Source organism: Arthrobacter sp. NicSoilB8 (assembly GCF_019977355.1).
Taxonomy (GTDB): Bacteria; Actinomycetota; Actinomycetes; order Actinomycetales; family Micrococcaceae; genus Arthrobacter.
On the sequence record NZ_AP024655.1, the window covers coordinates 2891861 to 2917828 of the forward strand.

Below are 25968 nucleotides of genomic sequence, written 5' to 3' on the forward strand. Positions count from 1 at the left end.
AGGACTGGGATGGGCTGCTTGTGGTGGGCCGGCAGTGCCATTAGTAGGTGGCGCGGCCGCCGGAAAGGTCAAAGACGGATCCGGTCGTGTACGAGGCAGCAGGGGAAACGATGAATTCGATGAGTGCTGCCGCTTCGGCCGGCGTCCCGAACCGGCCCATCGGGATCTTGGCCGCTTGTGCCGCCTGCTGTTCCGCCGGGACTTCCTGAAAAAGCGGTGTCATGACATTGCCGGGGGCCAGCGCATTCACCGTGACGCCGGAAAGGGCAAACTCCTTGGCCAGTGACTTCACGAGGCCCAGGATGCCGGCCTTGCTGGCAGAGTAGGCGGGCATATTGATGACGCCTTCCTTGCCCGCCGTCGACGAGATGTGCAGGAGCCGGCCGTAGCCCGCCTCCGCCATGGCGGGCAGGACGGCCTGGGAGACGATGAACGCGCCGGTCAGGTTGATCTTCAGGATGCGGTCGAATTCCTCGACCGGGGTGGTGAGGGCCGAGGCCACCCGGCCGAGGATGCCAGCGCAGTTCACGACGACGTCGAGGCCGCCCAGTGTCCGCAAGGCCGAGGAAACGGCCGCCCTGACGGACCGGGGGTCCGTCACGTCCATGGCAAGGGACCAGCCGGCGGCATGTGAGGATTCGGCGCGGCCGCCGGACCAGCGGGCGGACGGCAGATCCGCCCCGATGACGACGGCGCCCGACGCCCGCAGCCGTTCCGCGGTTGCCAGGCCAATGCCGCTCGCCGCTCCGATGACAAGGCAGCGCGACTCCGCGATGGACCCGGGCGTTCTTGAGATGATGCCCGGTGCCAGTTCTGAGGTCATGAGCGGACCGCGTCCTGGAAGGAGGCCAGCATGCTGTCGGCGTCGGGTCGGATGCCGGTGAAGAGTTCAAAGGCCGCGACGGCCTGCCCCACCACCATTCGTCCGCCGTCGAGCACCTCGCAGCCCCGGGCCCTCGCAGCCTTGATCAGCTGGGTTTCGAGGGGCCGGTAGATGACGTCCGCCACCCAGAGCCGGGAGTGGATGAGCCTGGGATCGAGGGGAAGACCTGGATGGCCGCTCATGCCGATCGGGGTCGTATTGACCAGTCCGTCGGCCTCCAGGAGACTCGGGGCCACCGCGTCGGTGCGGGTGACGGACACCTCGCTGTCCGGAAAGTGCGGGGCAAGCCGCGCAGCGAGGCTCTCGGCCTTGGCCGGGTCGATGTCCGCGATCACCAGCTGTTTGGCTCCGGCGCGGAGGAGCCCGAAGGCCACCGCCGCTCCTGCCCCGCCGGCGCCGACCTGGACCACCAGGTTGGTGGCGGCGGAGGGCAGGCCGGCCCGGAAGCCGCCAAGGAAACCGAGGTGATCGGTGTTGTGGCCGACTGCTTTTCCGTCGTGGAAGGTGATGGTGTTCACGGCACCCAGGATGCGGGCGTCGGGTGAGAGATCGTCCAGCCCCGCCTGGACCAGCTGCTTGCTGGGGTGCGTGACGTTGAGTCCGTCGTAGCCGAGGTCGGCTGCGCTCCGGACCAGGGCGGCGGACCGTTCGGCCGTCTGGCCGATAGCGTCGAGGTCGATCACGCGGTAGGTGTAGGACAGACCCAGCCGGTCAGCTTCCGATTCGTGCAGGCCGGGCGTCAGCGATCCTGCGATGCCGGCACCGAGCAGGCCGACGAGATGCCGGTGGGTGCGGTCGGGAACCCGGCCAGGAAACGCCCACGTGCTCTCCAGCGTCTGGACGCTCATACGGGTGCCTTTTCTGCCGTGGCTGCTTCTGCCGTGGCGGCTGCTGCCATGCCTGTTTCTGCCATGCCGGCCGGTGGCGCCTGGAACCGCTTGGGGGATTTCTTCAGTCCCAGCAGCGCGGTCGGGGTCCTGAAGGTCTCGGGTCCGGTAAGGGTGGCGATCGCGGAGATAAGGCAGGCCACGGCCGCGAATGTTGCCACGGGCACCCAATTGGATTTGTCGCCGCCGATGAGGAGTTCGGCGATCGCGGGAGCGAACCCGGCCAGGAGCAGGCCGAACATGAGGCTGACGGCCATCCCGGAGTAGCGGACCTTGACCGGGAACTGCTCCGGGAAGTAGGCGGGGTAAATGGAATTCGCGCCGGTGTAGGCAACCCCGATGAGCAGGATTCCGGTCAGGAAGATCAGCGCTACGTTGGCGGCGGACAGTGCCGCGAAGAACACATAGATCATGCCGATCTGCAGCACGAGCCCGGTGAGGAAGACGGGCTTGCGGCCGATCCGGTCGGAAAGGATGCCTGCCAGGGGGCCCATGGCAACCGCAGTGAGGTTGGCCACGGCGATCACCACCAGCATGAGTCCCTTGTCGACTCCGACTACCGAGGTGGCGTATGAGAGCGCGAACACGTTGACGATCGTATTGATGATGGTGAACAGGGACATGGCGGTGATGCGGAGGACCGTGAGCCAGTGGTGGCGGAACAAGGTGACGAGGGGCACCTTGACCACGTCGTCGTTCTCTTTCACCTCTTCGAAGACGGGAGGCTCTTCGAGCAGCCGCCGAAGCACAAAGGCGACGACGGTCACGATTGCGCTCGCGAGGAAGGGGATGCGCCAGCCCCAGGCCAGGAGCTGCTGCTCCGGCATGGATGCCACCGGGATGAAGACGAGGGTGGAGAGCACGATGCCGAACATGATGCCGCTCATGGTCCAGCTCGTGTAGAAGGCGCGCTTCGTGTCGGGGGCGTGCTCGAGGGTGAGCGAGCTCGAGCCGGGCGATTCGCCGCCGGCGGACAGTCCCTGGAGCAGCCGCAGGGCCACGATCAGGACGGGTGCTGCCATGCCGATCTGGCTGTAGGTGGGAAGGCAGCCGATCAGGAACGTCGACGTGCCCATCAGGAGCAAGGTGAAGAGCAGCACCCTCTTCCGCCCGAATTTGTCGCCGAGGTGGCCGCAGATGACTGCCCCGAGCGGGCGGGCAACGTAGGCGACGCCGACGGTGGCGAAGGACAACAGCATCGACGACGGGCCCGGGGCGAAGAACAGCTTCCCGAAGATCAGCGCTGCCGCTGAGCCGAAGATGAAAAAGTCGTAATACTCAAGAGCGCTTCCGACAAACCCTGAGACCGCCGCGATTTTTGCGTTGTTCCGAGGCCGTGCTGACGCCGATGTCGACATTGACATGGTGTTCCCTTCATGTGACCGGGAACCGTGACCACGCAGTCTCCTGAAGTCGGCGACACTGCGGCCAGGTTCCGCCGCTGTGTGCGGCTCATCCACAAGTGTGCTGCGTGGCACTGTGTAAGTCCACGACAGAAATGATCTATCACTATGTAGATTTGAGTCTCAATAACTCTCAGCCGGGCGAGTCCGGAAAGATCTCTTCGACGACCGCGAGGACCGCCGCCAGGACGGCGGAGTCATTCTCGGATGACCAGGCAATTGCGTGGTTCATGTAGTGCTGCGGGTCGTCCAGCGGCACGTAAGTGGCGCCGGACGGAATGATGCTGGATATGCCGCTGCTCATCAGCGTGACCCCGACGCCAGCGGCGACGAATGTCAGCACCATGTACGGATCCGAGAGCTCCTGAACCACGCGGGGCCGGAACCCCGCCGCCATGCACGACGCGAGCAGCACCTCCGTCATGGAGGACGAGCCGTCCATCGGCGGCGAGATGAAGTCGTCGGCCGCCAGACTTTGCAGCGGTATTGACCCCTCCTGGGCCAGCGGATGATCCAGGGGCAGCACCGCCCCGATTCTCTCCCGGGCCACCAGCCGGGCCGCGACTGAGGGCACCGGGGATTCGGGCATGCCGACGAAGGCCAGATCCAGCGTGCCATTCGCGACGCTGGCCAGCCCGTCCGCGGTGCGCACGCGGCTGGTGAGGTCCAATTCGATGTCCGGGTAGCGTCGCCGCACGGCGCGGGTCAGCGGCGGAAGGGTCAAGTGGTTGACCGCTCCGGAGAAACCGATTCTGATTTTGCCCCGGATGCCCGCAACTTCCGTCTGGGCGGCCTCGCGGGCCAGGCGCATCTCCTGCAGTACGCGGTAGGCCCGCGGCAGGAGGGCATGGCCGGCGGGAGTCAACGCCACGCTTCGGGTGTTCCGCTCGAAGAGCCGCGTTCCCAGGTCAGCCTCGAGTTTGCGAATCGTCTGGCTCAACGGGGACTGGGACGTGTGCAGGCGCAGCGCCGCCCGGCCGAAGTGGAGTTCCTCGGCAACCGCAACGAACGCTTCAAGCCATCGGATTTCGGTCACTTCGCTCGTCCTCACTGACAGCCGCCGCGGCCCCGCGTGCGGCCCGAACTCCGGTTCCGCATGGACGCGGATATTGTTCTGAATCAAAACAATAGCCGGGCTATTGAACGTGATTCAAGCCTGATGCCCGGATGGGTGGCGGCGGCAACAACGCGTCAGCAGTTGGGCGGGTCGAACTCATAGGCGCCTGAGTCGGCGGCCGACGCTCCGCTGCAGTCACCGTCCTGAGGCACCGCAACTCCGGCGAGGTCGAAAGCGGCAGGGCTGGCTCCGGCACGGTCGATGGCCGGGCTCGTGCTCGTCAGGTGGAGATCGGCCGGGGCATTGACGAAGCGCGCGGGTGCCGTGGTGGAGGTGCTGTTCGGCACGACGTTGATGGGACCGTTGAAGACGTTCTGCCGTTCGGTCCAGCCGGAGCCGTTGATCCACAGGGAGTTCTTGACGCCTGCCAGGATGTTGCCGCGGATCACCGTCGACGCCGGGCAGCTGGCATGGCAGACGACGGCCTGGGACTGGGGACCGTTCAGGTAGACGGTATTGAACTCAAAGACCGTGCCGTTCGTGGGTCCGAATGACGTTCCTGGTCCGCGGGCGATCAGGCCCTTGGCCTGGGCGCAGTTGGCGCCGCAGGTCGAACGGACCAGGTTGTACCGGTAGGTGTTGCCGTCCGCAGTCCCGGTGGACCTTCCGATCTCGGAGAAGTTGTTGTTATCCAGTGACACATTGTGGTGAATATAGTTCCGGTTGCCGTTGTAGATTTCGAAAGAACCGCCGTCGCGGGTGTAATCGTAGGAAAACGCGGTGGAACCGCTGACCGTATTGCCGGAAAGCTCGTTATCGTTGCCGTTGATCAGCACGCCGGAGGCGCCGGAGTCGTCACTGCAGTTCACGGCTTGGGGCGTTCCACAGTTCGTGCCCTGCGTCAGGACGTTCATGATGTTGTTGTTCGTCAGCACGTTGGCCGTGTATTTTCCGAAGTCAGACCCGGTTCCCGCCTTGATGCCCACGGCATTGTTGGCGGCACTGGAGTTCCGGACCGTATTGTGGTCGCCGGTGACGCTGATGCCCGCATAGCCGCAGGAGACGCCGCGCAGACCGTCAACTGTGGCGAAGTTGCCGTTGATCCTGATGCAGTTTCCCGACTTGCCGCCGGTAATCGTCGGGGCAGAGCCGCTGCCGTAGCCATTCAAGGTGATCGGTGCTGCCTCGGTCCCGCTCTGGCTGACCACGATCCCTCCGGTCCAGGTGTCACCCCTGCGGAGGCTGACGGTGTCGCCGGGCTGGAGGATGATCGCGTTGACCTTCGCGAGGGATCTCCACGGCGCAGCGCTTGAGGTTCCCGAATTGCTGTCGCTCCCCGCGGCGCTGATGAAGTACGTGGCACCCGCTGCCCGGGCCGGCGACGGCAGGCCCGCCACGAGCCAGCCGGCCAGGAGGCAGGCCAAGAGAGCGGCTGAGGCGGCAGACCTGATGCTCAGGGTGATCTTCGCGGCTGGTTGCATCCGCCGAATCTAGTGGGAGCCGGTTGCAAAAAGCTGTGGCACAGCCGGCGGTGCTTTATCTCGAACATCGCTGTACGATTTATTGACGAGCCCCTGCCATTCCCTGGAGTCCTGCCATGTTGCCTCGCCCCTCCCGCCGCACGCGCCCAGCCTCGGACCAGCCGCGTCGCCGGCCTCGGCGAAGAAGGGCCCTCCGCGTGATGGGGGTGGTGGCGCTGAGTGTCACCGGGCTGCTGCTCGCCTCCACCGGGATGAACCTCATCCTGGAACAAACGGAAAAGTCCGGGGCGGCCGCCTACGGGGAGAAAGTCCGCATTAGCGGGGGAACCGTCAACGTCACCCGAACCGGCAATGCCGGCCCGACGATAGTGCTGCTCAGCGGGCTCGGAACCCCGGCGCCGGGACTGGACTTTGCCCCGCTGATCCGGGAACTGGGCGGCTACCAGGTCATCGCCGTTGAGGGATTCGGCTACGGCTACAGCGACATGGCCGCCAGGCCCCGGACCATAGAGAACATCTCCGAGGAACTTCACGAAGTACTGGCAAGGCTCGAGATCAAGGCACCGTACACACTCATCGGGCACTCGCTGGCCGGCCTTTCCACGCTGTACTACGCCAACAAATATCCCGGCGAAGTGTCCGCGGTGATCGGCATCGACCCCACCGTCCCGTCGAGCAAAGCATCCACGAGCGGCTCGACTGCCCCCTCGGAGGCGGCCGCAGCGGACTACTCCTGGGCGCACATCCCGTCGACCACGGGCCTGGTCCGCTGGGCCACGGCTCTTGGCTACGGGGAACCCGGGGGCGACAGCTTCACGCCGGCCGAACGCCAGCACATGCGCCAGATGACCAGCTGGAACTTCGGGAACCAGGCCGTCACCGACGACACGTTCCGCGTGGGCGAGAACGCGGCGAAGCTCCGGGATGTCCGGTACCCCGACACCCTCCCGGTGCTCGACTTCCTGTCCCGGGACACGATGAAGGAGCAGCCGGACTGGTTCGGCGCGCACGAACGCCAGCTGGCCAACGTTAAGCGCCACGAGCTGGTGGTCCTGGAGGGAGACCACTACCTGCACTGGACACAGTCCAAGGCCATGGCAACGAAAATCCGCGAGTTCCTTGGCCCGGGGAGCCCGCCGCTCCCCTAGCGCGCCGGTTCCGACGGCGGGACCAGGAGGGCCCGGATGGTTGACGGAAGGATCCTGGCCGCGTCGACCTCCGCCAGGCGTCCCGCGCGGATCTCCGCGGCCGCACCATGGAGGATGGAGTAGAAACACGCCGCCTGCCAGGTGAGTGAATGATCGGTCCGGAAGATCCCCTCGTTCCTGCCCTTCTCTAGCACAGCCATGACCCGCGCAAGCGGCTTGTCGTGGTGTGCCCGGATCTGCTCGGCCGAGAAGTACCGTTCGGCAGCCGCCATCAGCGAGTTGAATTGGTAAAGGACCCGCCAGGACGACTGGACGAGCTCCTGCAGGCATACCCAGGTGTCCTGCTCAAGGTCCACGGCGGCGAGTTCGGCCTCGGCACTGTCCATTGTCCGGGCGAAGACGGCACCGACCAGTTCCTCGCGGTCCGCAAAGTGTCCATACAAGGTCACTCTGCCCACTCCTGCGACGCGCGCAATTTCAGACATGCTAGTCCCCGGATCATCGCTGAGGCAGGTCAGGGCCGCATCGATGATGGCGTCCTTGTTCCGGACCGCGTCGGCCCGCCTGGTCCGCTTTTTCTGCACCTCAGACACCGGCCTGCCCGCCCCTCCGATTACTCAAACAATTATGTTCAGGTTACCAGCGGCGACCGACGCGCTCCCGTGCTATGACCAGGCTTTAATCGTCCGCCCCGTTTCGGAACCGTAGACGCTGCGGACAAAGGCCGCGGCCGCCACGGCGCCGGGCACGGCAGCGAAGCCGGGGAACACCGCCGCATAGGCATCAGCGGACTCCTCCAGCACCGTGGCGCTGACGGTGTTCAACCGCAGGTACGGCAGCTCCGCGGCGGCACTTTTCACGAAGGCGTCAAGGCCGATATTGGCGATGGCGCTGGGCGATCCGCCCGGGAACGCATAGTTTCCGACAATCCCGCTGGTCAGGGTGATGGACCCGCCCTCCCGGACATGGCTACGGGCCGCCAGGGCGATGCGGACCTGGCACAGCAGCTTGCCGTTCACCGTCGAGGCGTACGTTTCCAGGCTTGCATCCCTGGCCGACGCCCATTTGGCTCCGCCAATGGTGCTGACCACCGCGTCCACCGTCCCAACCCGGTCAAAGAGTGCCTCAACGCTGGCATCGTCCCGGCAATCTACGGGATAGTCGGTCGATGAGCGCGAGGCGCTGATGATTTCCAGCCGCCCTTCGCCCACCTTTTCGTGGTGTGCGGACAAAGCCCGGACCACGTTTTGCCCCACAGCTCCGGTTGCGCCGATGACGAGAATTCGCACGAATCTGCCCTCCATTGTTGATATTTTGCCGCTGGAACCCCGGCTGAGTGTCCTATCTGCGCAGCGGGTTGAACGCCGCTATTTCCCGCGGCATGGCACCGGTCACGATTTGCTCGGCAAGTAACCTGCCCGTCGCCGGTCCCAAAACCATCCCCCACATGCCGTGTCCGCCGGCCGCAAAAATTCTGTCCGAGGCCAGGCGGCCAACAACGGGCAGACCGTCGGGAGTGATCGGGCGGGAGCCCACCCACTCGTCGCGACGAGACGGCCAGTCGATGCCCCGCAGCAGCGGACGAACGGCTCGCGCTACTGACTCAAGCCGGGCAGAATTCAGAGGCTCGTCCGGATCAAGGAACTCCATGGTTCCCGCGATCCGCAGCGCCCCCTGATAGGGCGTGCAGACAACCCGCTGTTCCGGAAAGTAGAGGGGTCCAGCCGGCAGACAATCGCCGTCGACGGTGAACGAGTAGCCCCGGCCGGCCTGGACGCCGATTTTCAGCCCCCACCGAGTGGCCAGCCTGGGCAGCAAAGCGCCGGTGGCAAGGACGACGACGTCGGCCGTGAGCCGGTTGCCGTCGTCGGACGTCACGCTTGCCGACGACGGCCCGGCGTCAACGGAGCATACGGTGGCGCCGTCCATGATCTGGCCGCCGCAGGCTTTGAAGGCCCGGGCCAGGTCCCAGACGAAGTCACCCGGATCAAGATAGCTCTGTCCGGATATCTCCAGGCCGTGCGCCACAGCGTCGGAGAGCACCGCCGGACGGTTCCCGTCGGCCAGGGTGCTGACACCGATGCTCTGGCCCATGGCGTGGAGATGTTCCAGTTCCGTCCGGAACGCCGCGGCGGCCCCCGCGCTGCTGAAGCCTGCAACGTAGGGCGCCGCAATGACCGGTGAGGCAATGCCGTGCGCCTTGAGCTCGGCGAAGGACTCATCGACGGCCGTCGTGATGGGCTGGAGTGCTGACATGGTCTGCCGCCACGTCCGGGCGTTCATGTTCGCGGCGAATCGCAGGAGGAATTTCCACAGCTGCGGGTCGAAACGCAGCGGCACGTGCAACGGGGCGTCCGGATCGGTCAGGCTTTGCAGGGCGTGCTTCCAGGCGCCCGGCTCCGCCAGGGGCATGACCAGGCCCGGGGTCACCCAGCCGGCGTTGCCCCAGCTCGCTCCGGCGGCCGGCCCGACTTTGTCCAAGACGGTGACGGATAGCCCCCGTTGCTGCAGGTGCCAGGCCGTCGACAGTCCAACGATGCCGGCGCCGACGACTATGGCCGATTGCGGTGTGTTCATCTGGTTGCTCCCTGTCATCGTCTACAGGTGCCGGCTCAGCATGCGTTCCGCGAAGACGGACAGCCACGTTGCGGGGATCGAGATGGCAGCGTAGAGCAGGCCGGCGACGATGAACACCGGCAGGTACTGGAACGTGGATGAGCCGATCGAGTACGCCTGGCTCATGAGTTCCGGGACGGCAACTGAATAGGCCAACGACGTCGCCTGAAACAGGAGTACGGCGAAACCCATCAGCGAAGGAAGGGCAATGCGCAATCCCTGCGGGATGACCACGAACCTCAGGCAGTCCCGGTAGCTCATGCCCAACGCATGGGACCCCTCGACTTCACCCGGCGGCACCGACTGGATGCCGCCGCGGATCAGCTCGGCACTGTAGGCCGCCGTCGTCCAGGTCAGGGCCAAACATGCCGAGGCCATGGAGCTGAGGGTGATCTCGGCGTTCGGCAGGCCGTAGTACATCAGCTGCAGGAGGACCAGAGCCGGCGCGCCGCGGCCCACTTCGACGAAGAACACCGAGAGATAGCGGAACGTTTTGTTGCGGGCGGTCACGCCGAAGGAGAAGACCAGCCCCAGGGGCAGTCCAAAGGCCAGGCTCAGGAGCGTCAGGGTGAGGCTGACTTTGAGTCCGTCAAAGAGTGTCGGCCCGTATTGGATTGCGACATCGACCAGGTTGTTCATCGGGCCACCGCCTTCCGCATCTTGATGTCAAGGTGCCTCGAGAGCAGTCCCAGCGGAACGCTCAATAGTATGTAGACACCGGCAGCCACGAAGAACACCATGATGCCTTCGCCGGACTGCCGGGCGTATTGGCTGGACATGAAGACGATCTCGGCCACGCCGATGGACGAGGCGATGGAGGAATCCTTGAGCAGCCCGATGGCAAACGTCGTGTAGGCCGGAACGACGGCCCGCGCCGTTTGCGGGCCGATGATGAGGCTCCAGACCGTGGCCCGGTGAAAGCCCAGCGCCGAGCTGGCCTCCCACTGGCCCTTGGGAATTGACGAGATGGCGCCACGGAAGATCTCTGCGAGATAGGCAGCGGCCACGACGCCAAGGCCCAGGACACCGGCCTGCAATGCCGTGAGCCGGATGGCGCCGACAGAGACGCCGTAATACAGAATGAAGAGCCACACCACGGGCGGGACCCCTCGCAACAGGTCAACCAGCCCGCGCGACATCAGCCAGACTAGCCGGTTGCGGCTGCGCAGCCCGGCAACGATGGGCAGTGCGACAACCGTCCCGATCAACAGGGCCAGAACTGTCACGAGGACTGTGAGCGGCAAGCCGATGGCGATGGCCCGGATCATCTCCATGGCTCAGCGCTCCAGCACGGCGCGGAGGAACCGGCGCGTGCGGTCATGCTGGGGATCCTGCAGTATCTGTCCGGGCTCGCCCTTCTCGATGATCCCGCCGTCGGCCATCACCACGAGTTCGTCGGCAACATTTCCCGCGAACGCCATCTCGTGGGTCACCACCACCATCGTCATGCCGGTGGACGCGAGCTCTTTCATGACCTCGAGCACCTCAACCCCCACTTCGGGATCCAGCGCCGAGGTCGGCTCGTCAAACAACATCACCCGCGGGCCAAGAGCCAGCGCCCGGGCAATGGCGATGCGCTGTTGCTGGCCGCCGGAACACCGCGACGGATATTGGTCCGCCTTGTCGGCCAGGCCCATGCGCCTCAGCAGCTCCATGGACTTCTCGTTGGCCTCTTCGCGGCCGCGTCCAAGGACCCGTTCCTGGGGCAAACTGATGTTCTTCAGGACCGTCATGTGCGGAAAGAGGTTGAAATGCTGGAAAACCATGCCGGCGCTGCGTCGCAGGGCTGCCAGATTCTTGGGATTGGGCTTCCTGCCGGCGTTGATGCGATGCCCATCAATCTCGATTTCACCGCTGTCCGGCTGCTCCAACAGATTCATGCACCGCAGAACGGTGCTCTTCCCGGCGCCGCTGGGCCCGATCATGGCCGTGACGGATCCCTCCGGCACGGACAAAGAGACGTCACGGAGCACCACGTTCGAACCGTAGGCCTTGGCAAGATTCTTCACCTGGACCACGGGCGTTCCGGTCCGGGTAGTGGGTTCAATCATCGGTTGTTCCATTTCTCATAGTCGTGCCGGGGGCAGGCTTCATAGAGGGCGGTGGCGACCGCAAGGTCCTCCCACGGCATGCCGGTGGTCTTGAAGACGGCCGGACGGCCCGCGGCCACCTCCCGGCGTTTCAAAACAAGGTCGGCCAGGGTGACCAGGTGTGACGGCCCGGCGATGGCGCCTGATTCCAGGGCCTGGATGATGTCTCCGGCCTCCCGCGTGGCGGAATCCCTGGACTCCACGCACACCGTGGCCCTGGCCAGAAGCGCGTCATCGAGTTCGCGGTGCTCCCTGTCATGGGACCCGATGGCCACCACGACGGCGGATTCCTTCACCAGGGCGCCGTCAAAGAGGGCAGTCGGCGACGCCGTCGCGCAAATGACGAGATCGGCCTTCCGTACGGCTTCCGGACAGGCGACGGCGGCAGGCAGGCCGAGTCCTTCGGCGTTTTTCACAAGCCGCTCCGCTGCTTCCGCGTTGCGGCCGACGATGTCAACGCTGTCCAGTTCAAAGATTTCGGCAAATGCCTCGATGTGGGCCCACGCCTGCACCCCTGTGCCGAACACGACGAGACGCTTAGGTCCGGGCGACGCCAGGAGCTTGGCCCCCATCACCGAAACGGAGGACGTCCGCAGTTCGGTCAACGCGACGCCATCGAGCACGGCCAGCGGCCGCTGGTCGTCGCCGCCGAACAGCGCGTAGAGTCCCTGGATCACCGGAGACGCGGACGCTGCGTTGCCCGGCGTGATGGTCAGGAGTTTGGTGCCGACGTACTGGCCATGGCTCGCCGGCATCTGCATGAACGTTCCGCTGCCAGTTTCCACCCGGGTCCTTGGTGCGCTCGTTTCGGGATCGAACCCGGAGGCCAGGACCGATTCCATGGCGGCCACGGCCTCGAGCGCCGTCAGTGCCGACGCGATGGCAGCGCCGTCGAGGAAGGCGGGTGCCGACCGTTGAGGCAAGGTAGGGGTGGCAGGTGAATCCATGGAATCGGTTTCCTTTGCTCGCGGTGCCGGAACGGTGTATGGGAGACGTTCCTACTTCACCAGGCGGGGTTCACCGGTCTCGACAGCCGACTCGGGCAGGCCATACGACTTCACGATCTCCGCGATCTTGCCGCTGGACTTCATGGCTGCGATGGAGGAATCCACGGCCTTGGTCATGTCGGCGTTGTCCTTGCCGATCGGGAAACCGATCTGGGCAGGCTCCTTGGAGGCAATGACGCGGGCGTCGGCGCTGGCGCCTGCAACCTTGTATTTGGCATCGGACTTGTACATCTGGACGGCGGAGCCGAATCCGTCGATGCCAGCCTGAATGCGTCCGGCCTTGAGGTCTGCCTGCATCTCCACGGCGCTGGGGTAGATGGTCAGATTGGCGCCCATGACCTTCTTCATGTCCGGCACCCAGAGGTAGCCGTCGACGGTGCCTACCTTCATACTCTCGAGCTCCTTAATGTCCTTGACCCCGCTCTCGGAAATGATCCCCATCTCGTCGGTGTAGACCGGAGCCGACAGGCTGACGATGTCGGCCCGGACGGCGGTGCGGTAGTAGCAGCCGATGGCGACGTCGGCGCGCCCGCTCTGGACGGCCGGGATGGTCCCGGCGTAGGACGTCGCCTCGACCTTGATGTCGAGGCAGTTCTTGGCGGCGAACTCCTTGATGATGTCGGCGTCGACACCGGTGAGTTTGCCGTCCTTATCGGACGAGAACGGGGGGAACTCGGGGGCGGCAACGGTCAGGAAGCCGGCGGAGATCGTCTTGAAGGTTGATGCCGGCTGGCAGCCCTTGGCAACGGAGCTCTCGGCGGTGCCGCCGCAGGCGGACAGGGAGAGCGCCAGCAGGGCAATTGATGTGCCGCCCACCAAGATTTTGCGAGTGTTCATGATGATCCCCTTTGATCAGAGCTGAAGTTTGTTCGGTGTCCGACGGTTCGATGCACATCGGCGTAATTGGTGATGTATGACACACTATCGATTGTCGATTACCAATCTCCATGCATTACCCATGGATGTCAAGCACTAAAATCGTCGCGGGATTGTGTGGAAAGAAGTCGGAAATCGTCACAGCCTTTCGCGGCGGCATGCGCGTTGTGACTTAGTGTTAGCCGTGAGGACCACCGTCTGAGGAGCGAAATGCAGGAACAGCGAATTGCCGTTGCGGGGATATCTGAACTGGGCGAAGGTCGCGTCACCCTCAAGGACGAGGCCACCTCCATAGTCCGGCACGCCCTCATGTCCGGCGACATGCAGCCCGGCAAGATCTACTCAGCCAACGCTCTGGCCACCCAGCTGGGCGTCTCCAACAGCCCGGTCCGCGAGGCCATGATGGCCCTGAGCGAGAAGGGCCTTCTTGAAGTGGTGCGGAACCGCGGCTTCCGGGTCGTGGAGATGACCCCGAAGGACCAAAAAGAGGTCTATGACCTCCGCCTGCTGATCGAGGTGACCGCAGTGGGCCGGGTCGCCGAACAAGGCGTCTCCCCCGCCGAGGCCGCGCGGCTCACCGAACTGGCGGAAGCCGCGCTTGCGTCAGCCAAGCCAGAGAGCATGGTCGACTACCTAGAGCATGACCAGCAGTTTCACCTGGCGATCGTCGAACTGCTGGGGAACACGCGAATGACGAAGATCATTGAAAACCTTCGGGACCAGAGCCGGATCAGCGGCTCCTACCATCTGGCCGAACGCGGGCTGCTTGCCACCAGCGCCGCCGAGCACGGCCCCATCCTGGCCGCCCTGATTGCCGGCGACCGAAAGCTGGTTGAGTCCCTCATGGTCGAGCACCTCAGCTACGCGCTCCCCTAGCCGGGAACACCAGGCCGTTCCGGCTGACCCCTCGGCGCCTCCCCTCCCCGCCCGGCGCTGCGTGCCCGCGGGAGAATCCGTGGAACATTTTGCTTGACGTAGATCACATCGGACCCCAAGATGGTTATATATAACCCATTACCGATAGTTGATACCCACAGAGCGGTGGGTATGCTTCCGCAACTGAGACAGGACGATCAATGTCAAATGTGGTCTCGCTCCAGCTTCCTCCCGGAACCCAACAGCCGTCGCACGCGGCCGTCGTCATCATCGGCGGCGGCATCATGGGGACCAGCATCGCGTTCCATCTGGCCGAAGCGGGCGTTCGCAATATTGTCCTCGTAGACCGGTCCGATCTGGGCGCAGGATCGTCCTCCAAGCCCCTTGGCGGGGTGAGGGCTACGTTTTCGGATCCGGCCAATATTGTCCTGGGCCGGCGCAGCCTGCGCGCCTTTGAGGACTTCGGCCAGCGGTTCGCCACGGACATCGGCCTGCGCAAGGTCGGCTACCTGTTCCTGTGCCGCAGCGAATCCGAAATCCTGGACTGCGAGCGCAGCACCGCCATCCAAAACGGCCTTGGCAGCACCAGCCGAATGATTTCGCCCGCAGAGGCAGTGGAAATCAACCCGTTCCTGCGCCGGGAAGCCCTCGTTGGCGCGTCCTTCTCACCGGAGGATGGATTTGCCGAACCGGGGAAGGTCGTCCAGGCCTATGCCGACGCGGCCGCCGCACTGGGCGTATGCATTCTTGAGCACACGGAGGTCATGGATGTGGCCGCTTCAGGCGGAAGCATCAGTTCAGTGACCACCAACCGCGGCACCATCACCACCGATGCCGTCATCTGCTGTGCCGGCGCCTGGTCGCAGCGCGTGGGCGACATGGTCAACGTGAGCCTGCCGGTGGTTCCGGTGCGGCGGCAGATCGGCATGACCCGTCAGATGAGTTCACCCATGCCTACAGTGCCGTTCACGCTGGACCTGTCGACCACGCTGTACTTCCACAACTACCGCAACGGCATGCTCCTTGGGATTTCGAACTCCAACCAGGAGCCTGGGTTCGCCCGTGACTTCACCCATGAATGGCTGCCGGAGTTCAACGCGGCTGCCCGCGTGTGTGCCCCGGCTTTGGAGGCTCCGGAGCTGGAGTGCGGCTGGGCCGGACTGTATGAGAACACGCCGGACCACAATGCACTCATCGGTGCGTCCAGCTCAGTAGGCGGTTTCTACTACGCCACGGGATTCTCCGGCCACGGCTTCCTGCAGGGCCCTGCCGTCGGCGAACTCGTCCGGGACCTGTACCTGGACCGGGAATCCTTCTTGGACCACACGTCATTCTCCGCCGAACGCTTCCACGCGGCCGACCAGCTCATTCAAGAAGTGCACATCATCTAGTGCGGAACGATCTAGAGCAGAACGCCCCGCGCCGCATCGTCCACTCAACAGCAATGACCGTGAAAGGAACCACGCCATGACCGCCCTTGAAACCTGGGAACTTCGTGCCGAGTTCGCGCGCCGGCTCTCCGCCATGTACGGCAGGGAAGTTCCCGCGTACAACACGCTCGTGGAGGTTTCCACCGAAGTCAACGAAGCGTACGTCGCCAAACATGGTGCCGAGGCCGAGCGGCTGGGAAGCATTGCACGGGTGACGGCGGAGCGCCACGGCGCCATCCGCGTCGGCTCCCCGAAGGAGATGGCACAGGTTGCCCGCGTTTTTGCGGCCTTCGGCATGTACCCGGTCGGGTTCTATGACCTTCGCGATGCGTCCTCCAGTTCCGTTCCCGTGGTCTCGACGGCCTTCCGCCCGATCGATGGCGCCGAACTGGCAAAGAATCCGTTCCGCGTATTCACCTCCATGCTGGCGGCCGAGGATCCGCGGTTCTTTGACCAAGAGCTGCGCGCCGAGCTGGCCGCATTCATCGGCGCCCGGCAGCTGTTCGGTGAGGAACTGCTCACCCTGGCGGACCGGGCCGCCGCGGACGGCGGTCTCGCGGCGGACGACGCCGACCGGCTGCTGGAGCTGGCCACCGCGGCCTTTGAACTCTCCGGCGACCCCGTGGACTGCGAATGGTACAAGAAGCTGGAGGCGGTCTCCGCCGTCGCATCCGACATCGGCGGCGTCTCCACCACGCACATCAACCACCTCACGCCCCGGGTGCTGGACATTGATGAGTTGTACAAGCGCATGCAGGCCCGCGGCATCAGCATGATCGATGAGATCCAGGGGCCGCCGCGCTGGGACGGGCCGGACCTGCTCCTGCGCCAGACGTCCTTCCGGGCGCTCGGTGAAAACCGGGTGTTCCGCTACGCCGACGGGTCCACCAGCGAAGGTGAACTGCGGGTGCGCTTCGGCGAAGTCGAGGCCCGCGGAATTGCCTTGACCGTGGCGGGCCGCGACCTCTACGACCGGATGGTCGCCGAGTCCGATGCCCGGCTGGCCTCGGCCCCGGCCGGAACGACTCGCGTCGAGGTCGCCGCCGGAGTGTGGGCGGAGCACCTGCCCCGCACCGAGAAGGAACTGGCCCTGCAAGGACTGGCCTTTTTCACCTACCGCCTCGACGAAGAGGCCCTGGACAGTGCATCTCTGGACGGCGCAGCCCCGGGCAGTGCATCCCTGCCCGGCACGGTGTCCCTGACCGATCTCATAGAGGCCGGAATCGCCGTCCCGGAACCCATTGTCTACGAGGACTTCCTCCCCCGCTCGGCCGCCGGAATCTTCCAGTCAAACCTGACCCAGGACGGTTCAAAGGACGAGGCCCAGCCGGGAACCGTGTACGACATCCACCGGATGTCCCGGATTGTCGGTTCCGAGGTCCACGACCCCAACGACCTCTACCAGCGGCAGCAGGACGCGTCGATCGCGGACCTGGCCCGCCGCCTGAACATCACCGTCACCCGCTAATCAGTCCGCCAGACCAAACAACCACAGGAGATCACGATGACTGAAACTCTGACCCAAACGTCCGAACTCGCAGCGATCGTCCGCGATGCACTGGAAGCCTGCGGCGTCACTGTTGACACCCTCGGAGGCACCCACGAGGCGTCCTCACCGCTCACCGGCGAAGTCCTGATGACCCTGCCGGTCAACACGCCGGCGGACATCGACGCAATGATCGGCCAGGCGCACGAGGCGTTCAAGACGTGGCGTGATGTGCCCGCGCCGCTCCGCGGCAACCTGGTCAAGCGCTGGGGCGAGCTGCTGACCGAACACAAGGAGGACCTGGCGCGGATCGTGACGGCCGAGGCCGGCAAGATCCAGTCCGAGGCCCTCGGCGAAGTCCAGGAAATGATCGACATCTGCGACTTCGCCGTCGGCCTGTCCCGCCAGCTCTACGGCAAGACCATGCCCTCGGAGCGCCCCGGACACCGCCTCATGGAAACCTGGCACCCCCTGGGCGTCGTGGGGGTCATCTCCGCCTTCAACTTCCCGGTCGCCGTCTACTCCTGGAATACGGCGCTGGCCCTTGTGTGCGGCGACACCATCGTGTGGAAGCCATCGGGGATGACCATGCTCAGCGCACTGGCCGCCGATGCCCTGCTGGCCCGCGCCGTCGCGGACGTTGGCGCCCCCGCAGACCTGCACAAGCTGGTCCTGGCCGACCGGTCCGGCGGTCAGGTGATCGTCGATGATCCGCGCGTCGCCTTGCTCTCCGCCACGGGCTCGGTCCGGATGGGCCAGGAAATCGCCCCCCGCGTGGCCCGCCGCTTCGGCCGCGCCCTGCTCGAACTCGGCGGAAACAACGCGGCAATCGTCGCGCCGTCGGCCGATCTCGACCTGGCCCTGCGCGGCATTGTCTTCGCCGCCGTCGGAACCGCCGGCCAGCGCTGCACGTCCATGCGCCGCCTGATTGTGCACGAGTCGGTCGTTGATGAACTGACGGACAAGCTCGTCAAGGCCTACGCCACGCTGCGCATCGGCACGCCCCTGGACGAGGAGAACCTGATCGGGCCGCTGATCAACAAGTCCAGCTTCGACGGCATGCAGGACGCCATCAGGGCGGCACAGGAACAGGGCGGCACCGTCCTTTGCGGCGGCGGACGCGTGAACGCCGACGACGAGCCGGGAGCCTACTATGTGGAGCCCGCGATCGTCCGGATGCCGGCCCAGACCGCCGTCGTCAAGGACGAGACCTTTGCGCCGCTGCTGTACGTGATGACCTACACGGACTTCGACGACGCCATCGCCATCCAAAACGACGTTCCCCAGGGCCTGTCCTCGGCCGTGTTCACCAACGACCAGGCCGAGGCCGAACGCTTCATGTCGGCCAGCGGGTCGGACTGCGGCATCGCCAACGTCAACATCGGCACCTCCGGGGCCGAAATCGGCGGTGCCTTCGGCGGCGAGAAGGAAACCGGCGGCGGCCGCGAGTCCGGTTCCGATTCGTGGAAGGTCTACATGCGCCAGGCGACCAATACCGTCAACTACTCGGGACAGCTGCCTCTCGCCCAGGGCGTGAAGTTCCTCTAGAAACCGCGGCGCAGGCGGTGCCGGCCGGTCCGGCCGGCACCGCCTTCGCGGCAGTCCTCAGCCACATCACTTAGCGCACAAGGAGTATCCAGCGATGACCAGTCTGTTCGACATGATGGATGAATGGGGACCGGAAAAGATCGTCACGGTCAGCGACGCAAAAACGGGAATGAAGGGCGTGCTGGTCATCGACAACACCGCCCGCGGCATGGGCAAGGGCGGAACACGGATGCAGTCCGGCGTGACCGTCGAGGAGATTGCCCGCCTGGCCCGGGTCATGACCTGGAAGTGGGCCGGCGTCGACCTCTTCTTCGGCGGCGCCAAAGCCGGCATCCGCGCCGATCCCAATTCCCTCCACAAGGAAGCGATCCTCCGCTCCTTTGTCCGGGCCCTGAGCAACGAGGTCCCGTCCGAGTACGTCTTCGGCCTGGACATGGGGCTGACGGAAAACGACGCGGCCATCATCATCGACGAATTGGGCGACCGCGGTGCCGCGGTGGGCACTCCGTACGATCTCGGCGGCGTGCCCTACGACCAGCTGGGCATCACCGGCTACGGCGTTGCCGAAGTGACGGATGAGGCCGCAGCAACCATCGGGCTCCAGGGCCAGCGCGTGGCCATCCAGGGTTTCGGCGCCGTCGGGCATGCCACTGCTGCCCGGTTGCATGAGCTCGGCTACAGTGTCGTGTCGATTTCCACCGCTGAGGGCGCGCTTCACGATCCCGCCGGGCTGGACATCCCGCGGCTGCTGGCCATGCGGCCGCGGCTCGGCGACAGCCTGGTCAAAGAATTTCCGGAGCTGGCCGTCCCGGCCGGCACCGAGCTGTTCGTCGACGCCGAAATCGCCATCCCTGCCGCCCTGCAGGATGTCATCCACGAGGGAAACGCCGGCAGCATCTCGGCCAAGCTCGTGGTGGAGGGCGCAAACCTTCCCACCAACGCCGCGGCACAGCAGGCGCTGCGCGCGGCATCCGTGACAGTCGTGCCCGACTTCGTCGCCAACGCCGGCGGCGTCGTCAGCGCCGCCTTCGCCATGGAGGCCCGGTATTCGCCGTTCCGTCCCGAGACGGACCAGATCTTCACCACCGTCTCCCACAAGCTCCGCGAGAACACGGCCATCGTCCTGGCAGAGGCGCAGAAGCTGGATTCCACCACCCACCATGCCGCCCGCTCACTGGCACAGAACCGGGTCCGCCGGGCCATGGAGCTGCGCGGCAAGCCCCTGCAGTACTAACATCCCACCACGCAACGCCGCAGGGACAAGGAAGAGCACCACGGATGAACATTGACACGATCGTCGAAGAACTCACCGCAGCCGTTGCGGGCATCGTTGACAGCAGCACCCGTCGGCGTGCGGAATATTCGACCGACGCCTCAAACTACCGGGTGGTACCCCAGGTGGTGGTCATGCCCAGGAACGCGGACGACGTCGTCGAGGCAGTCAGGATTGCGCGCCGGCACAGGCTGGCCGTCACCGGCCGCGGTGCCGGGACATCGTGCGCCGGCAATGCGGTGGGGCCCGGGCTGGTGCTGGACTTCAGCCGGTTCATGAACCGGATCATCAGCATCGATGCCGGGAACCGGACCGCTGTGGTCCAGCCGGGCGTTGTGCTCAGTGACCTGCAGCGGGCCGCCGCCGTCCACGGGCTGCGGTTCGGGCCCGATCCGTCCACTTCCACGCGGTGCACCATCGGCGGCATGATCGGCAACAACGCGTGCGGCCCCCACGGTCTCTCGTATGGGCGGACGGCGGATAACGTGCGCCGGCTGCGCTGGCTGACCGGTTCGGGACAGGTGCTGGAGCTGGGCTCTGGCAAAGACGCCACGGCCCGGGTCCCGGGACTCAATGAGTTCATCACCGCCAACCTGGACGTCCTCCGGCTGGAATTCGGCCGCTTCGGCCGCCAGATCTCCGGCTACAGCCTTGAGCATCTCCTGCCGGAGAACGGCGCAAATCTCGCCGCCGCCCTGACGGGAACGGAAGGTACCTGCGGCATCATCCTGGAGGCCGAGATCCGGCTGGTTCCGCTGGCGGCGGCCCCGGCCCTGGCCGTATTGGGCTACCCGGACATGCCCGCCGCGGCCGACGCGGTTCCCGGCCTGCTCCCCCACCGTCCGCTGGCGCTGGAGGGCCTGGACGCGCAGCTGGTCAACGTGATCCGCAACGCCAAAGGAGAGCACGCCGTCCCCGCCATGCCGGCCGGCAACGGCTGGCTCATGGTCGAAGTGGGCGGAGCGACGTCGGAAGAGGCCGTGGCGGCCGCCGAGCGGATGGTCCAGGACGCGGGTGCCATCGACTCGCTGGTCCTTCCGGCCGGACCGGAGGCCAAACGGTTGTGGCAGATCCGCGCCGACGGCGCCGGCCTGGCCGGCAGGACCGCCGCCGGAAACCAGGCATGGCCGGGCTGGGAGGACTCGGCCGTCCCGCCCGAACATCTGGGCGATTATCTTCGTGACCTTGAACTGCTCATGGCCCGCGAAAACGTTTCAGGGCTGGCCTACGGCCACTTTGGTGACGGCTGCGTCCACGTCAGGATCGACTTCCCGCTGGACGGCGACACCGGTGTGATGCGGCGCTTCCTGACGGCCGCGGCGGACCTCGTCGCCAAGTACGGCGGCTCGCTTTCGGGGGAACACGGCGATGGCCGGGCGCGCGGCGAACTGCTGAAGACCATGTATTCGTCCAGGGCCCTGGCCGCGATGGCCGGGTTCAAGGCACTCTTCGACCTCCAGGACATCTTCAACCCGGGTGTGATCATCAATCCGGAGCCCTTCGATTCACACCTGCGCCGGCCGCAGGCCGGCAACCTGCTGGCCTCGGACGGTTTCGCGTTTGCCCACGACGGCGGCAACATCACCAACGCCCTGCACCGCTGCGTGGGTGTGGGCAAATGCCGGGCCGATCTCCGCGAGGACGGCGGGTTCATGTGCCCCTCGTACCTCGCCACCAAGGACGAAAAGGACGCGACAAGGGGCCGGGCCCGCGTACTCCAGGAAATGCTCAATGGCGGCATCGTGGAGATGTCCTGGAAGTCCCCGGAGGTCCATGAGGCCCTCGACCTGTGCCTGAGCTGCAAGGCGTGCGCCAGCGACTGCCCCACCGGCATCGACATGGCCATGTACAAGTCAGAGGCACTGCACCAGAGTTACAAGGGGCGCCTGCGTCCGCTCAGCCATTACACGCTGGGCCGGCTGCCGGCCTGGCTGGGACTGATCGGACCGCTCGGCCCCCTGGTCAACAAGGTTGCCTCCATCGGGATCCTCCGCCGGACCATGCTGCGGCTGGCCGGGGCCGATCCCCGCCGGTCCCTGCCGACATTCCCCAAAGAGCCGTTCCGCTCCCTGGGGGCCCGTTCCGCGGCGTTGAACCCCGGGAGGGTCGCGGCGGCTGCCGCCGGCCCGGCAGGGGACACGGCCGCCCCTCCCCGCCGGGTCCTGCTCTGGGTGGATTCGTTCTCGGACGCGCTGAGCCCCGAGGTCCCCCTCGCCGCGGTCAAGGTTCTGCAGGCCGCAGGATGTGACATCGAGATTGCCGGCCCCGGTGCGTGCTGCGGATTGACCCTGATCTCAACCGGACAGCTGACCGCGGCCAAGGCAGCCCTGAGGAAGACCCTCGACGTCCTGTACCCGCATGTAGCCGACGGCCGGACCGTGATCGGACTCGAACCGTCCTGCACGGCGGTGCTGCGCTCGGACCTGCTCGAACTGCTGCCCGGCGACGAACGCGCCCGGCAGGTCTCAGCCCGGACCCGGACCGTCTCGGAATTCCTCACGTCCATCAACTGGCAGCCACCTGCCAGCGGGGAACGGATTCTCGCACAGCCGCACTGCCATCAGAACGCCGTTATGGGCTATGGGAAGGACCTGGAGCTCCTGCAGTCCATGGGGTGCGACGTGGACGTCTCCAGTGGATGTTGCGGCCTGGCCGGCAACTTCGGCATGGAAAAGGGCCACTATGACGTCTCCGTGGCCATTGCCGAACAGGGAATTCTGGGCAAGATCGCGGCTGCCCCGGACCGGGTCCTCCTGGCCGACGGGTTCTCCTGCCGCACCCAGGTGGCCGATCTGGCCGGACTCGGCTCCCGCCACATCGTCCAGATCATTGCGGAGGCGTTGGACAACCCCGCGGGCTCCTCTCCGCCGAAGGGGCCGCGTGACGAAGCTCCCCGTCTCCGACGGATACCGGCAGACTTCCCGGTTGTCCCGGCACTTATTGTCCCGGCACTTAAGGACGTTGCTGCTGCTTCGGAGCCAAAGTCCGCGGATTCGTAGAATGATCCCGGCGCCTCCCGCGGACCATCCGGTTCGGGTGAGGCGCCCGCCGGCGAAGCGGCCCTATGGTCAGGGCATGGGACTACTGCACCACCGGCGTGACGAGCCCGCAGGCGAGCGGTTTCAGATGCGCGAAAAGCTGCTGTCGATCGGGGATGACTTCTGGATCGAAGACGACCAAGGCAGACGCGTCTACAAGGTCGACGGCAAGGCTCTGCGCATCCGCGACACGTTCGTTCTGGAGGACTCCTCGGGAACCGAGGTGGCGCGCATCCAGGAGCGCAAGCTCTCCCTCCGGGACAAGGTCGCCGTCGAACGCGGCGGCGACACCGCCGCGACCGTGCACAAGGCGCTGATCGGGCTCCGGGACCGCTTCACCATCGATGTGAAGGACGGCGCCGACATGAAGGCGCACGGCAACATCGTCGATCACGAGTACGAGATCGAGCGCGACGGCCGCACCGTCGCCACGATCTCGAAGAAGTGGTTCCGCGTGCGTGACTCGTACGGCGTCGAAATCGCGGCGGGCGAGGACGTTCCGCTCATGCTCGCGGTCACCGTCGCCATCGACTCCTTGACCTAGCTGCTCAGGCACCATGGCGCCCAGGAAACGCACCCGATCCCGACTCGCCGCGACCCTGTGGCGGCTTTTCGGCTTCCTGACCGCTAGCGCGGTCTGCGGCGTCCTGGCCGCCAGTCTCCTGGTCCCTACCGTGGCCGGTGCCGGCGTCGCCGTCAAGGAATCGATTGTCCTGTTCAACAGCCTTCCGTCGGAACTGACCGTTGATCCGCCGTCGCAGTCCACCAGGGTGCTCAGCGCCGACGGGAAACCAATCGCCACCTTCTATGCGGAGAACCGGGTGAAGGTCCGGCTCGACCAGATGTCGCACTACATCAAGGACGCAATCGTGGCGATCGAGGACCGCCGCTTCTACGAGCACGGCGGGATCGACCCCCAGGGGATTGTCCGGGCGCTGGTGTCCAACCTGCGCAGCGGCAGCCGGCAGGGGGCCTCCACCCTGACCCAGCAGTACGTGACCAACGTGCTCAACGAATCCCTGGTCTCGGCGGACCGGGGCGACCAGATTATCCTCAACGGGCAGAAGAGCATGGCCGACAAGATCCGCGAGATGAAGCTCGCCGTTGAACTGGAGAAGAAGTACACGAAGGACCAGATCCTCGAGGGCTACCTCAACATCGTGTTCTTCGCCCGGGACGCGTACGGCATTGAAGCGGCGTCCCGCTACTTCTTCAGCACCACGGCCATGGACCTCACCCTGCCGCAGGCTGCGCTGCTCGCCGGCCTCGTGAACAGCCCCAGTTTCTACAATCCCGCCGTCCATCCGGAAAACGCCATCCAGCGGCGCAACCAGGTCCTCGACCGAATGCTCAGCTACGGCGCGATCTCCCGGACCGAGCACGATGCCGCCGTCGCCGCCCCGGTGGATCTGAAGATCACCCCGGGGCGTCAGGGTTGCGCCGGAGCGGAAATGGCGCCGTACTTCTGCGATTACGTGTCCCATCTCATCCTCAACAACCCGGCCTACGGCGCCGACATGGCCGAGCGCGAGAGGAAGCTGTTTCGCGGCGGCCTGACCATCAGCACCACGCTGGACAGCCGGCTGCAGCTGGCCGCGCAGGCCCAGGTCGATGCCACGGCCGGGGCCAACCCGGACAAGTGGGGCGCGTCGCTGGTCTCGATCGCCCCCGGCACGGGCAAGATCCTGGCGATGGCGCAAAACACCGTGTTCCTCCCGGCGCCCGGGAAATTCGATACTCAGCTGAACTTCAATGTCGATTCCAAGGATGCCAACGGCAATGACCTGAACGGCGCCGGCGGGTTCCAGCCCGGTTCCACCATGAAGCCGTTCACGTTCGCGGAGTGGCTCAACGAAGGCAAGTCCCTGGCCGCCATAGTCGACGCATCCCGGCGCTCCTATCCGCTCGGGTTCCGCTGGAGGTCAAGCTGCGGCAGGGTGCTCGGGGCCTACAGCACCAGCCAAAAGAGCCTCGGCGCGGCGGACGACCTCCAGAACAACGACGCCGGGTACTACCGCCGCATGCGCGTGGACTACGGGCTGTACAACTCCATCAATACCGCCACCTTCGCCGAGGCCGCCCAACTCGACTTCTGCGGCATCCAGAAGATGGTCGACGCCGCGGGGCTCCACAGCGGCGTCGACAACGCCCAAATTAACATGCACCAGCTCGGCAATCTGCTGGGCGCCATCGGGGTGGCGCCGCTCCATCTGGCCAACGCGTTTGCCACGTTCGCCAATGACGGCAAGTACTGCGCACCGATTGCGATTGTGGCCGTAACCGACGCCTCCGGACGAAACCTACCTGCCGAGTCCAGCGCCTGCCGTGATGCGTTCAAACCCGAGGTCGCCCGCGGCGTCAACTCCGTGCTGCAGGACGTGCTGAAGCGCGGGTCCGGCGTCTACATCAAGCCCAAGGTCCAAACCCGATTCCCGGTCGCGGCCAAGACCGGCACCTCCAATACCAACGGCGCCACCTGGGTGGTGGGATACACCAGCGGCATAGCGACCGCATCCTTCTTCGGGGATGCCCTGGAAGGCCAGAAGCGGCCGGGCCAGAACATCACCGTCAACGGCACGTTCTACAAAGCCATCGACGGGTACATGCTTGCCGGCCCGCAATGGGCGAACTACATGATGGAGGTCGCCGGGTACTACCCCACGGCAGCCTTCCCGACGCCGCCCGAGTCCATGACGCGCACGCCCGGATCGGCGCCCGGCAGGACCCCGATGCCCTGCTACCCCGGTGCTGACCGTGCGCTGTGCCGGTGAAACCGGCCCGATGCGGCCCGAATCCACGCCCGCACCCTATGCCAGCGGGCTCCGAGCCCCTATCCTCTTGCCATGAGAGACGGGGGCAATTTCCGGCG

General features: G+C 65.6%; 22 protein-coding genes. 9 read left to right on the forward strand and 13 right to left on the reverse strand.

The genetic code is table 11. The annotated features are described in order from the left end of the window. Positions 1-40: 40 nt before the first annotated feature. The 5 genes from LDO15_RS13020 to LDO15_RS13040 form a co-directional block, all read right to left on the reverse strand. Entirely contained in the window at positions 41-823 is a 783-nt protein-coding gene (locus tag LDO15_RS13020; RefSeq protein ID WP_223979327.1) for an SDR family oxidoreductase, read from the reverse strand. Next, positions 820-1731, reverse strand: coding sequence for a shikimate dehydrogenase (locus LDO15_RS13025; RefSeq protein WP_223979329.1), 912 nt, complete (start codon positions 1729-1731; stop codon positions 820-822). The genes LDO15_RS13020 and LDO15_RS13025 overlap by 4 nt, the downstream gene beginning before the upstream one ends. Continuing rightward, positions 1728-3134 carry an MFS transporter gene (locus tag LDO15_RS13030; protein WP_223979330.1) on the reverse strand — a complete coding sequence of 469 codons (1407 nt, stop codon included), beginning with the start codon at positions 3132-3134 and terminating at the stop codon, positions 1728-1730. Before LDO15_RS13030 ends, LDO15_RS13025 begins: the two co-directional genes overlap by 4 nt. 172 nt (positions 3135-3306) lie before the next feature. Further along, a complete protein-coding gene (locus LDO15_RS13035; RefSeq protein ID WP_223979331.1) occupies positions 3307-4209 on the reverse strand; it encodes a LysR substrate-binding domain-containing protein in 903 nt (300 codons plus the stop codon). 155 nt (positions 4210-4364) lie between these two features. Beyond that, entirely contained in the window at positions 4365-5711 is a 1347-nt protein-coding gene (locus LDO15_RS13040) for a hypothetical protein (protein WP_223979332.1), read from the reverse strand. 200 nt (positions 5712-5911) lie between these two features. On the opposite strand from LDO15_RS13040, the gene LDO15_RS13045 reads away from it, so the two are divergent. Beyond that, the gene (locus LDO15_RS13045) at positions 5912-6859 is read left to right on the forward strand and encodes an alpha/beta hydrolase (protein ID WP_223987346.1); all 948 of its coding nucleotides are present in this window, start codon (positions 5912-5914) and stop codon (positions 6857-6859) included. Here the strand turns inward: LDO15_RS13045 and LDO15_RS13050 are convergent. From LDO15_RS13050 to LDO15_RS13085, 8 genes are all read right to left on the reverse strand, one after another. After that, positions 6856-7344, reverse strand: a complete 489-nt coding sequence (locus LDO15_RS13050) for a TetR/AcrR family transcriptional regulator (protein ID WP_263428152.1) — start codon at positions 7342-7344, stop codon at positions 6856-6858. The two genes, LDO15_RS13045 and LDO15_RS13050, sit on opposite strands and share 4 nt — an antisense overlap. Positions 7345-7524: 180 nt before the next feature. After that, positions 7525-8163, reverse strand: a complete 639-nt coding sequence (locus LDO15_RS13055) for a short chain dehydrogenase (RefSeq protein WP_223979333.1) — start codon at positions 8161-8163, stop codon at positions 7525-7527. A gap of 37 nt (positions 8164-8200) precedes the next feature. Further along, complete coding sequence (locus LDO15_RS13060; RefSeq protein WP_223979334.1) at positions 8201-9436, reverse strand: FAD-dependent oxidoreductase; 1236 nt, start codon at positions 9434-9436, stop codon at positions 8201-8203. A 21-nt stretch (positions 9437-9457) separates the two neighbouring features. Continuing rightward, a complete protein-coding gene (locus LDO15_RS13065; protein ID WP_223979335.1) occupies positions 9458-10114 on the reverse strand; it encodes an amino acid ABC transporter permease in 657 nt (218 codons plus the stop codon). Further along, a complete protein-coding gene (locus tag LDO15_RS13070) occupies positions 10111-10749 on the reverse strand; it encodes an amino acid ABC transporter permease (RefSeq protein ID WP_223979336.1) in 639 nt (212 codons plus the stop codon). Before LDO15_RS13070 ends, LDO15_RS13065 begins: the two co-directional genes overlap by 4 nt. Positions 10750-10752: 3 nt before the next feature. Beyond that, entirely contained in the window at positions 10753-11526 is a 774-nt protein-coding gene (locus tag LDO15_RS13075; RefSeq protein WP_276572921.1) for an amino acid ABC transporter ATP-binding protein, read from the reverse strand. Continuing rightward, positions 11523-12512: an ornithine cyclodeaminase family protein gene (locus LDO15_RS13080; RefSeq protein ID WP_223979337.1), complete on the reverse strand. Its 990-nt coding sequence runs from the start codon at positions 12510-12512 to the stop codon at positions 11523-11525. The genes LDO15_RS13075 and LDO15_RS13080 overlap by 4 nt, the downstream gene beginning before the upstream one ends. Before the next feature lie 51 nt (positions 12513-12563). Continuing rightward, the gene (locus LDO15_RS13085; protein WP_116768333.1) at positions 12564-13409 is read right to left on the reverse strand and encodes a transporter substrate-binding domain-containing protein; all 846 of its coding nucleotides are present in this window, start codon (positions 13407-13409) and stop codon (positions 12564-12566) included. Positions 13410-13658: 249 nt separating this feature from the next. On the opposite strand from LDO15_RS13085, the gene LDO15_RS13090 reads away from it, so the two are divergent. The 8 genes from LDO15_RS13090 (at position 13659) to LDO15_RS13125 (ending at position 25870) form a co-directional block, all read left to right on the forward strand. Beyond that, positions 13659-14324, forward strand: a complete 666-nt coding sequence (locus tag LDO15_RS13090; protein WP_223979339.1) for a GntR family transcriptional regulator — start codon at positions 13659-13661, stop codon at positions 14322-14324. Between the two features lie 200 nt (positions 14325-14524). Further along, positions 14525-15715: an FAD-binding oxidoreductase gene (locus LDO15_RS13095; RefSeq protein ID WP_223979341.1), complete on the forward strand. Its 1191-nt coding sequence runs from the start codon at positions 14525-14527 to the stop codon at positions 15713-15715. Between the two features lie 76 nt (positions 15716-15791). After that, entirely contained in the window at positions 15792-17222 is a 1431-nt protein-coding gene (locus LDO15_RS13100) for a DUF1338 family protein (RefSeq protein ID WP_223979343.1), read from the forward strand. 36 nt (positions 17223-17258) lie between these two features. Further along, on the forward strand, positions 17259-18788 hold the full coding sequence (locus tag LDO15_RS13105) for an aldehyde dehydrogenase family protein (RefSeq protein ID WP_223979345.1): 1530 nt from the start codon (positions 17259-17261) through the stop codon (positions 18786-18788). A gap of 94 nt (positions 18789-18882) precedes the next feature. Continuing rightward, positions 18883-20022, forward strand: a complete 1140-nt coding sequence (locus tag LDO15_RS13110; protein ID WP_223979348.1) for a Glu/Leu/Phe/Val dehydrogenase dimerization domain-containing protein — start codon at positions 18883-18885, stop codon at positions 20020-20022. A 44-nt stretch (positions 20023-20066) separates the two neighbouring features. Continuing rightward, positions 20067-23060: an FAD-binding and (Fe-S)-binding domain-containing protein gene (locus LDO15_RS13115; protein ID WP_223979350.1), complete on the forward strand. Its 2994-nt coding sequence runs from the start codon at positions 20067-20069 to the stop codon at positions 23058-23060. Between the two features lie 76 nt (positions 23061-23136). Then, a complete protein-coding gene (locus LDO15_RS13120; RefSeq protein ID WP_223979352.1) occupies positions 23137-23643 on the forward strand; it encodes an LURP-one-related family protein in 507 nt (168 codons plus the stop codon). Positions 23644-23656: 13 nt separating this feature from the next. Next, positions 23657-25870: a transglycosylase domain-containing protein gene (locus LDO15_RS13125; protein ID WP_223979354.1), complete on the forward strand. Its 2214-nt coding sequence runs from the start codon at positions 23657-23659 to the stop codon at positions 25868-25870. The last annotated feature ends 98 nt before the right edge of the window (positions 25871-25968 follow it).

What these genes read in the sequence shown, in the direction of transcription:
- LDO15_RS13020 (WP_223979327.1), bottom strand. Translation starts at nt 823, where the DNA reads ATGACCTCAGAACTGGCACCGGGCATCATCTCAAGAACGCCCGGGTCC.
- LDO15_RS13025 (WP_223979329.1), bottom strand. Translation starts at nt 1,731, where the DNA reads ATGAGCGTCCAGACGCTGGAGAGCACGTGGGCGTTTCCTGGCCGGGTT.
- LDO15_RS13030 (WP_223979330.1), bottom strand. Translation starts at nt 3,134, where the DNA reads ATGTCAATGTCGACATCGGCGTCAGCACGGCCTCGGAACAACGCAAAA.
- LDO15_RS13040 (WP_223979332.1), bottom strand. Translation starts at nt 5,711, where the DNA reads ATGCAACCAGCCGCGAAGATCACCCTGAGCATCAGGTCTGCCGCCTCA.
- LDO15_RS13045 (WP_223987346.1), top strand. Translation starts at nt 5,912, where the DNA reads ATGGGGGTGGTGGCGCTGAGTGTCACCGGGCTGCTGCTCGCCTCCACC.
- LDO15_RS13050 (WP_263428152.1), bottom strand. Translation starts at nt 7,344, where the DNA reads ATGTCTGAAATTGCGCGCGTCGCAGGAGTGGGCAGAGTGACCTTGTAT.
- LDO15_RS13055 (WP_223979333.1), bottom strand. Translation starts at nt 8,163, where the DNA reads ATGGAGGGCAGATTCGTGCGAATTCTCGTCATCGGCGCAACCGGAGCT.
- LDO15_RS13060 (WP_223979334.1), bottom strand. Translation starts at nt 9,436, where the DNA reads ATGAACACACCGCAATCGGCCATAGTCGTCGGCGCCGGCATCGTTGGA.
- LDO15_RS13065 (WP_223979335.1), bottom strand. Translation starts at nt 10,114, where the DNA reads ATGAACAACCTGGTCGATGTCGCAATCCAATACGGGCCGACACTCTTT.
- LDO15_RS13070 (WP_223979336.1), bottom strand. Translation starts at nt 10,749, where the DNA reads ATGGAGATGATCCGGGCCATCGCCATCGGCTTGCCGCTCACAGTCCTC.
- LDO15_RS13075 (WP_276572921.1), bottom strand. Translation starts at nt 11,526, where the DNA reads ATGATTGAACCCACTACCCGGACCGGAACGCCCGTGGTCCAGGTGAAG.
- LDO15_RS13080 (WP_223979337.1), bottom strand. Translation starts at nt 12,512, where the DNA reads ATGGATTCACCTGCCACCCCTACCTTGCCTCAACGGTCGGCACCCGCC.
- LDO15_RS13085 (WP_116768333.1), bottom strand. Translation starts at nt 13,409, where the DNA reads ATGAACACTCGCAAAATCTTGGTGGGCGGCACATCAATTGCCCTGCTG.
- LDO15_RS13090 (WP_223979339.1), top strand. Translation starts at nt 13,659, where the DNA reads ATGCAGGAACAGCGAATTGCCGTTGCGGGGATATCTGAACTGGGCGAA.
- LDO15_RS13095 (WP_223979341.1), top strand. Translation starts at nt 14,525, where the DNA reads ATGTCAAATGTGGTCTCGCTCCAGCTTCCTCCCGGAACCCAACAGCCG.
- LDO15_RS13100 (WP_223979343.1), top strand. Translation starts at nt 15,792, where the DNA reads ATGACCGCCCTTGAAACCTGGGAACTTCGTGCCGAGTTCGCGCGCCGG.
- LDO15_RS13105 (WP_223979345.1), top strand. Translation starts at nt 17,259, where the DNA reads ATGACTGAAACTCTGACCCAAACGTCCGAACTCGCAGCGATCGTCCGC.
- LDO15_RS13110 (WP_223979348.1), top strand. Translation starts at nt 18,883, where the DNA reads ATGACCAGTCTGTTCGACATGATGGATGAATGGGGACCGGAAAAGATC.
- LDO15_RS13115 (WP_223979350.1), top strand. Translation starts at nt 20,067, where the DNA reads ATGAACATTGACACGATCGTCGAAGAACTCACCGCAGCCGTTGCGGGC.
- LDO15_RS13120 (WP_223979352.1), top strand. Translation starts at nt 23,137, where the DNA reads ATGGGACTACTGCACCACCGGCGTGACGAGCCCGCAGGCGAGCGGTTT.
- LDO15_RS13125 (WP_223979354.1), top strand. Translation starts at nt 23,657, where the DNA reads ATGGCGCCCAGGAAACGCACCCGATCCCGACTCGCCGCGACCCTGTGG.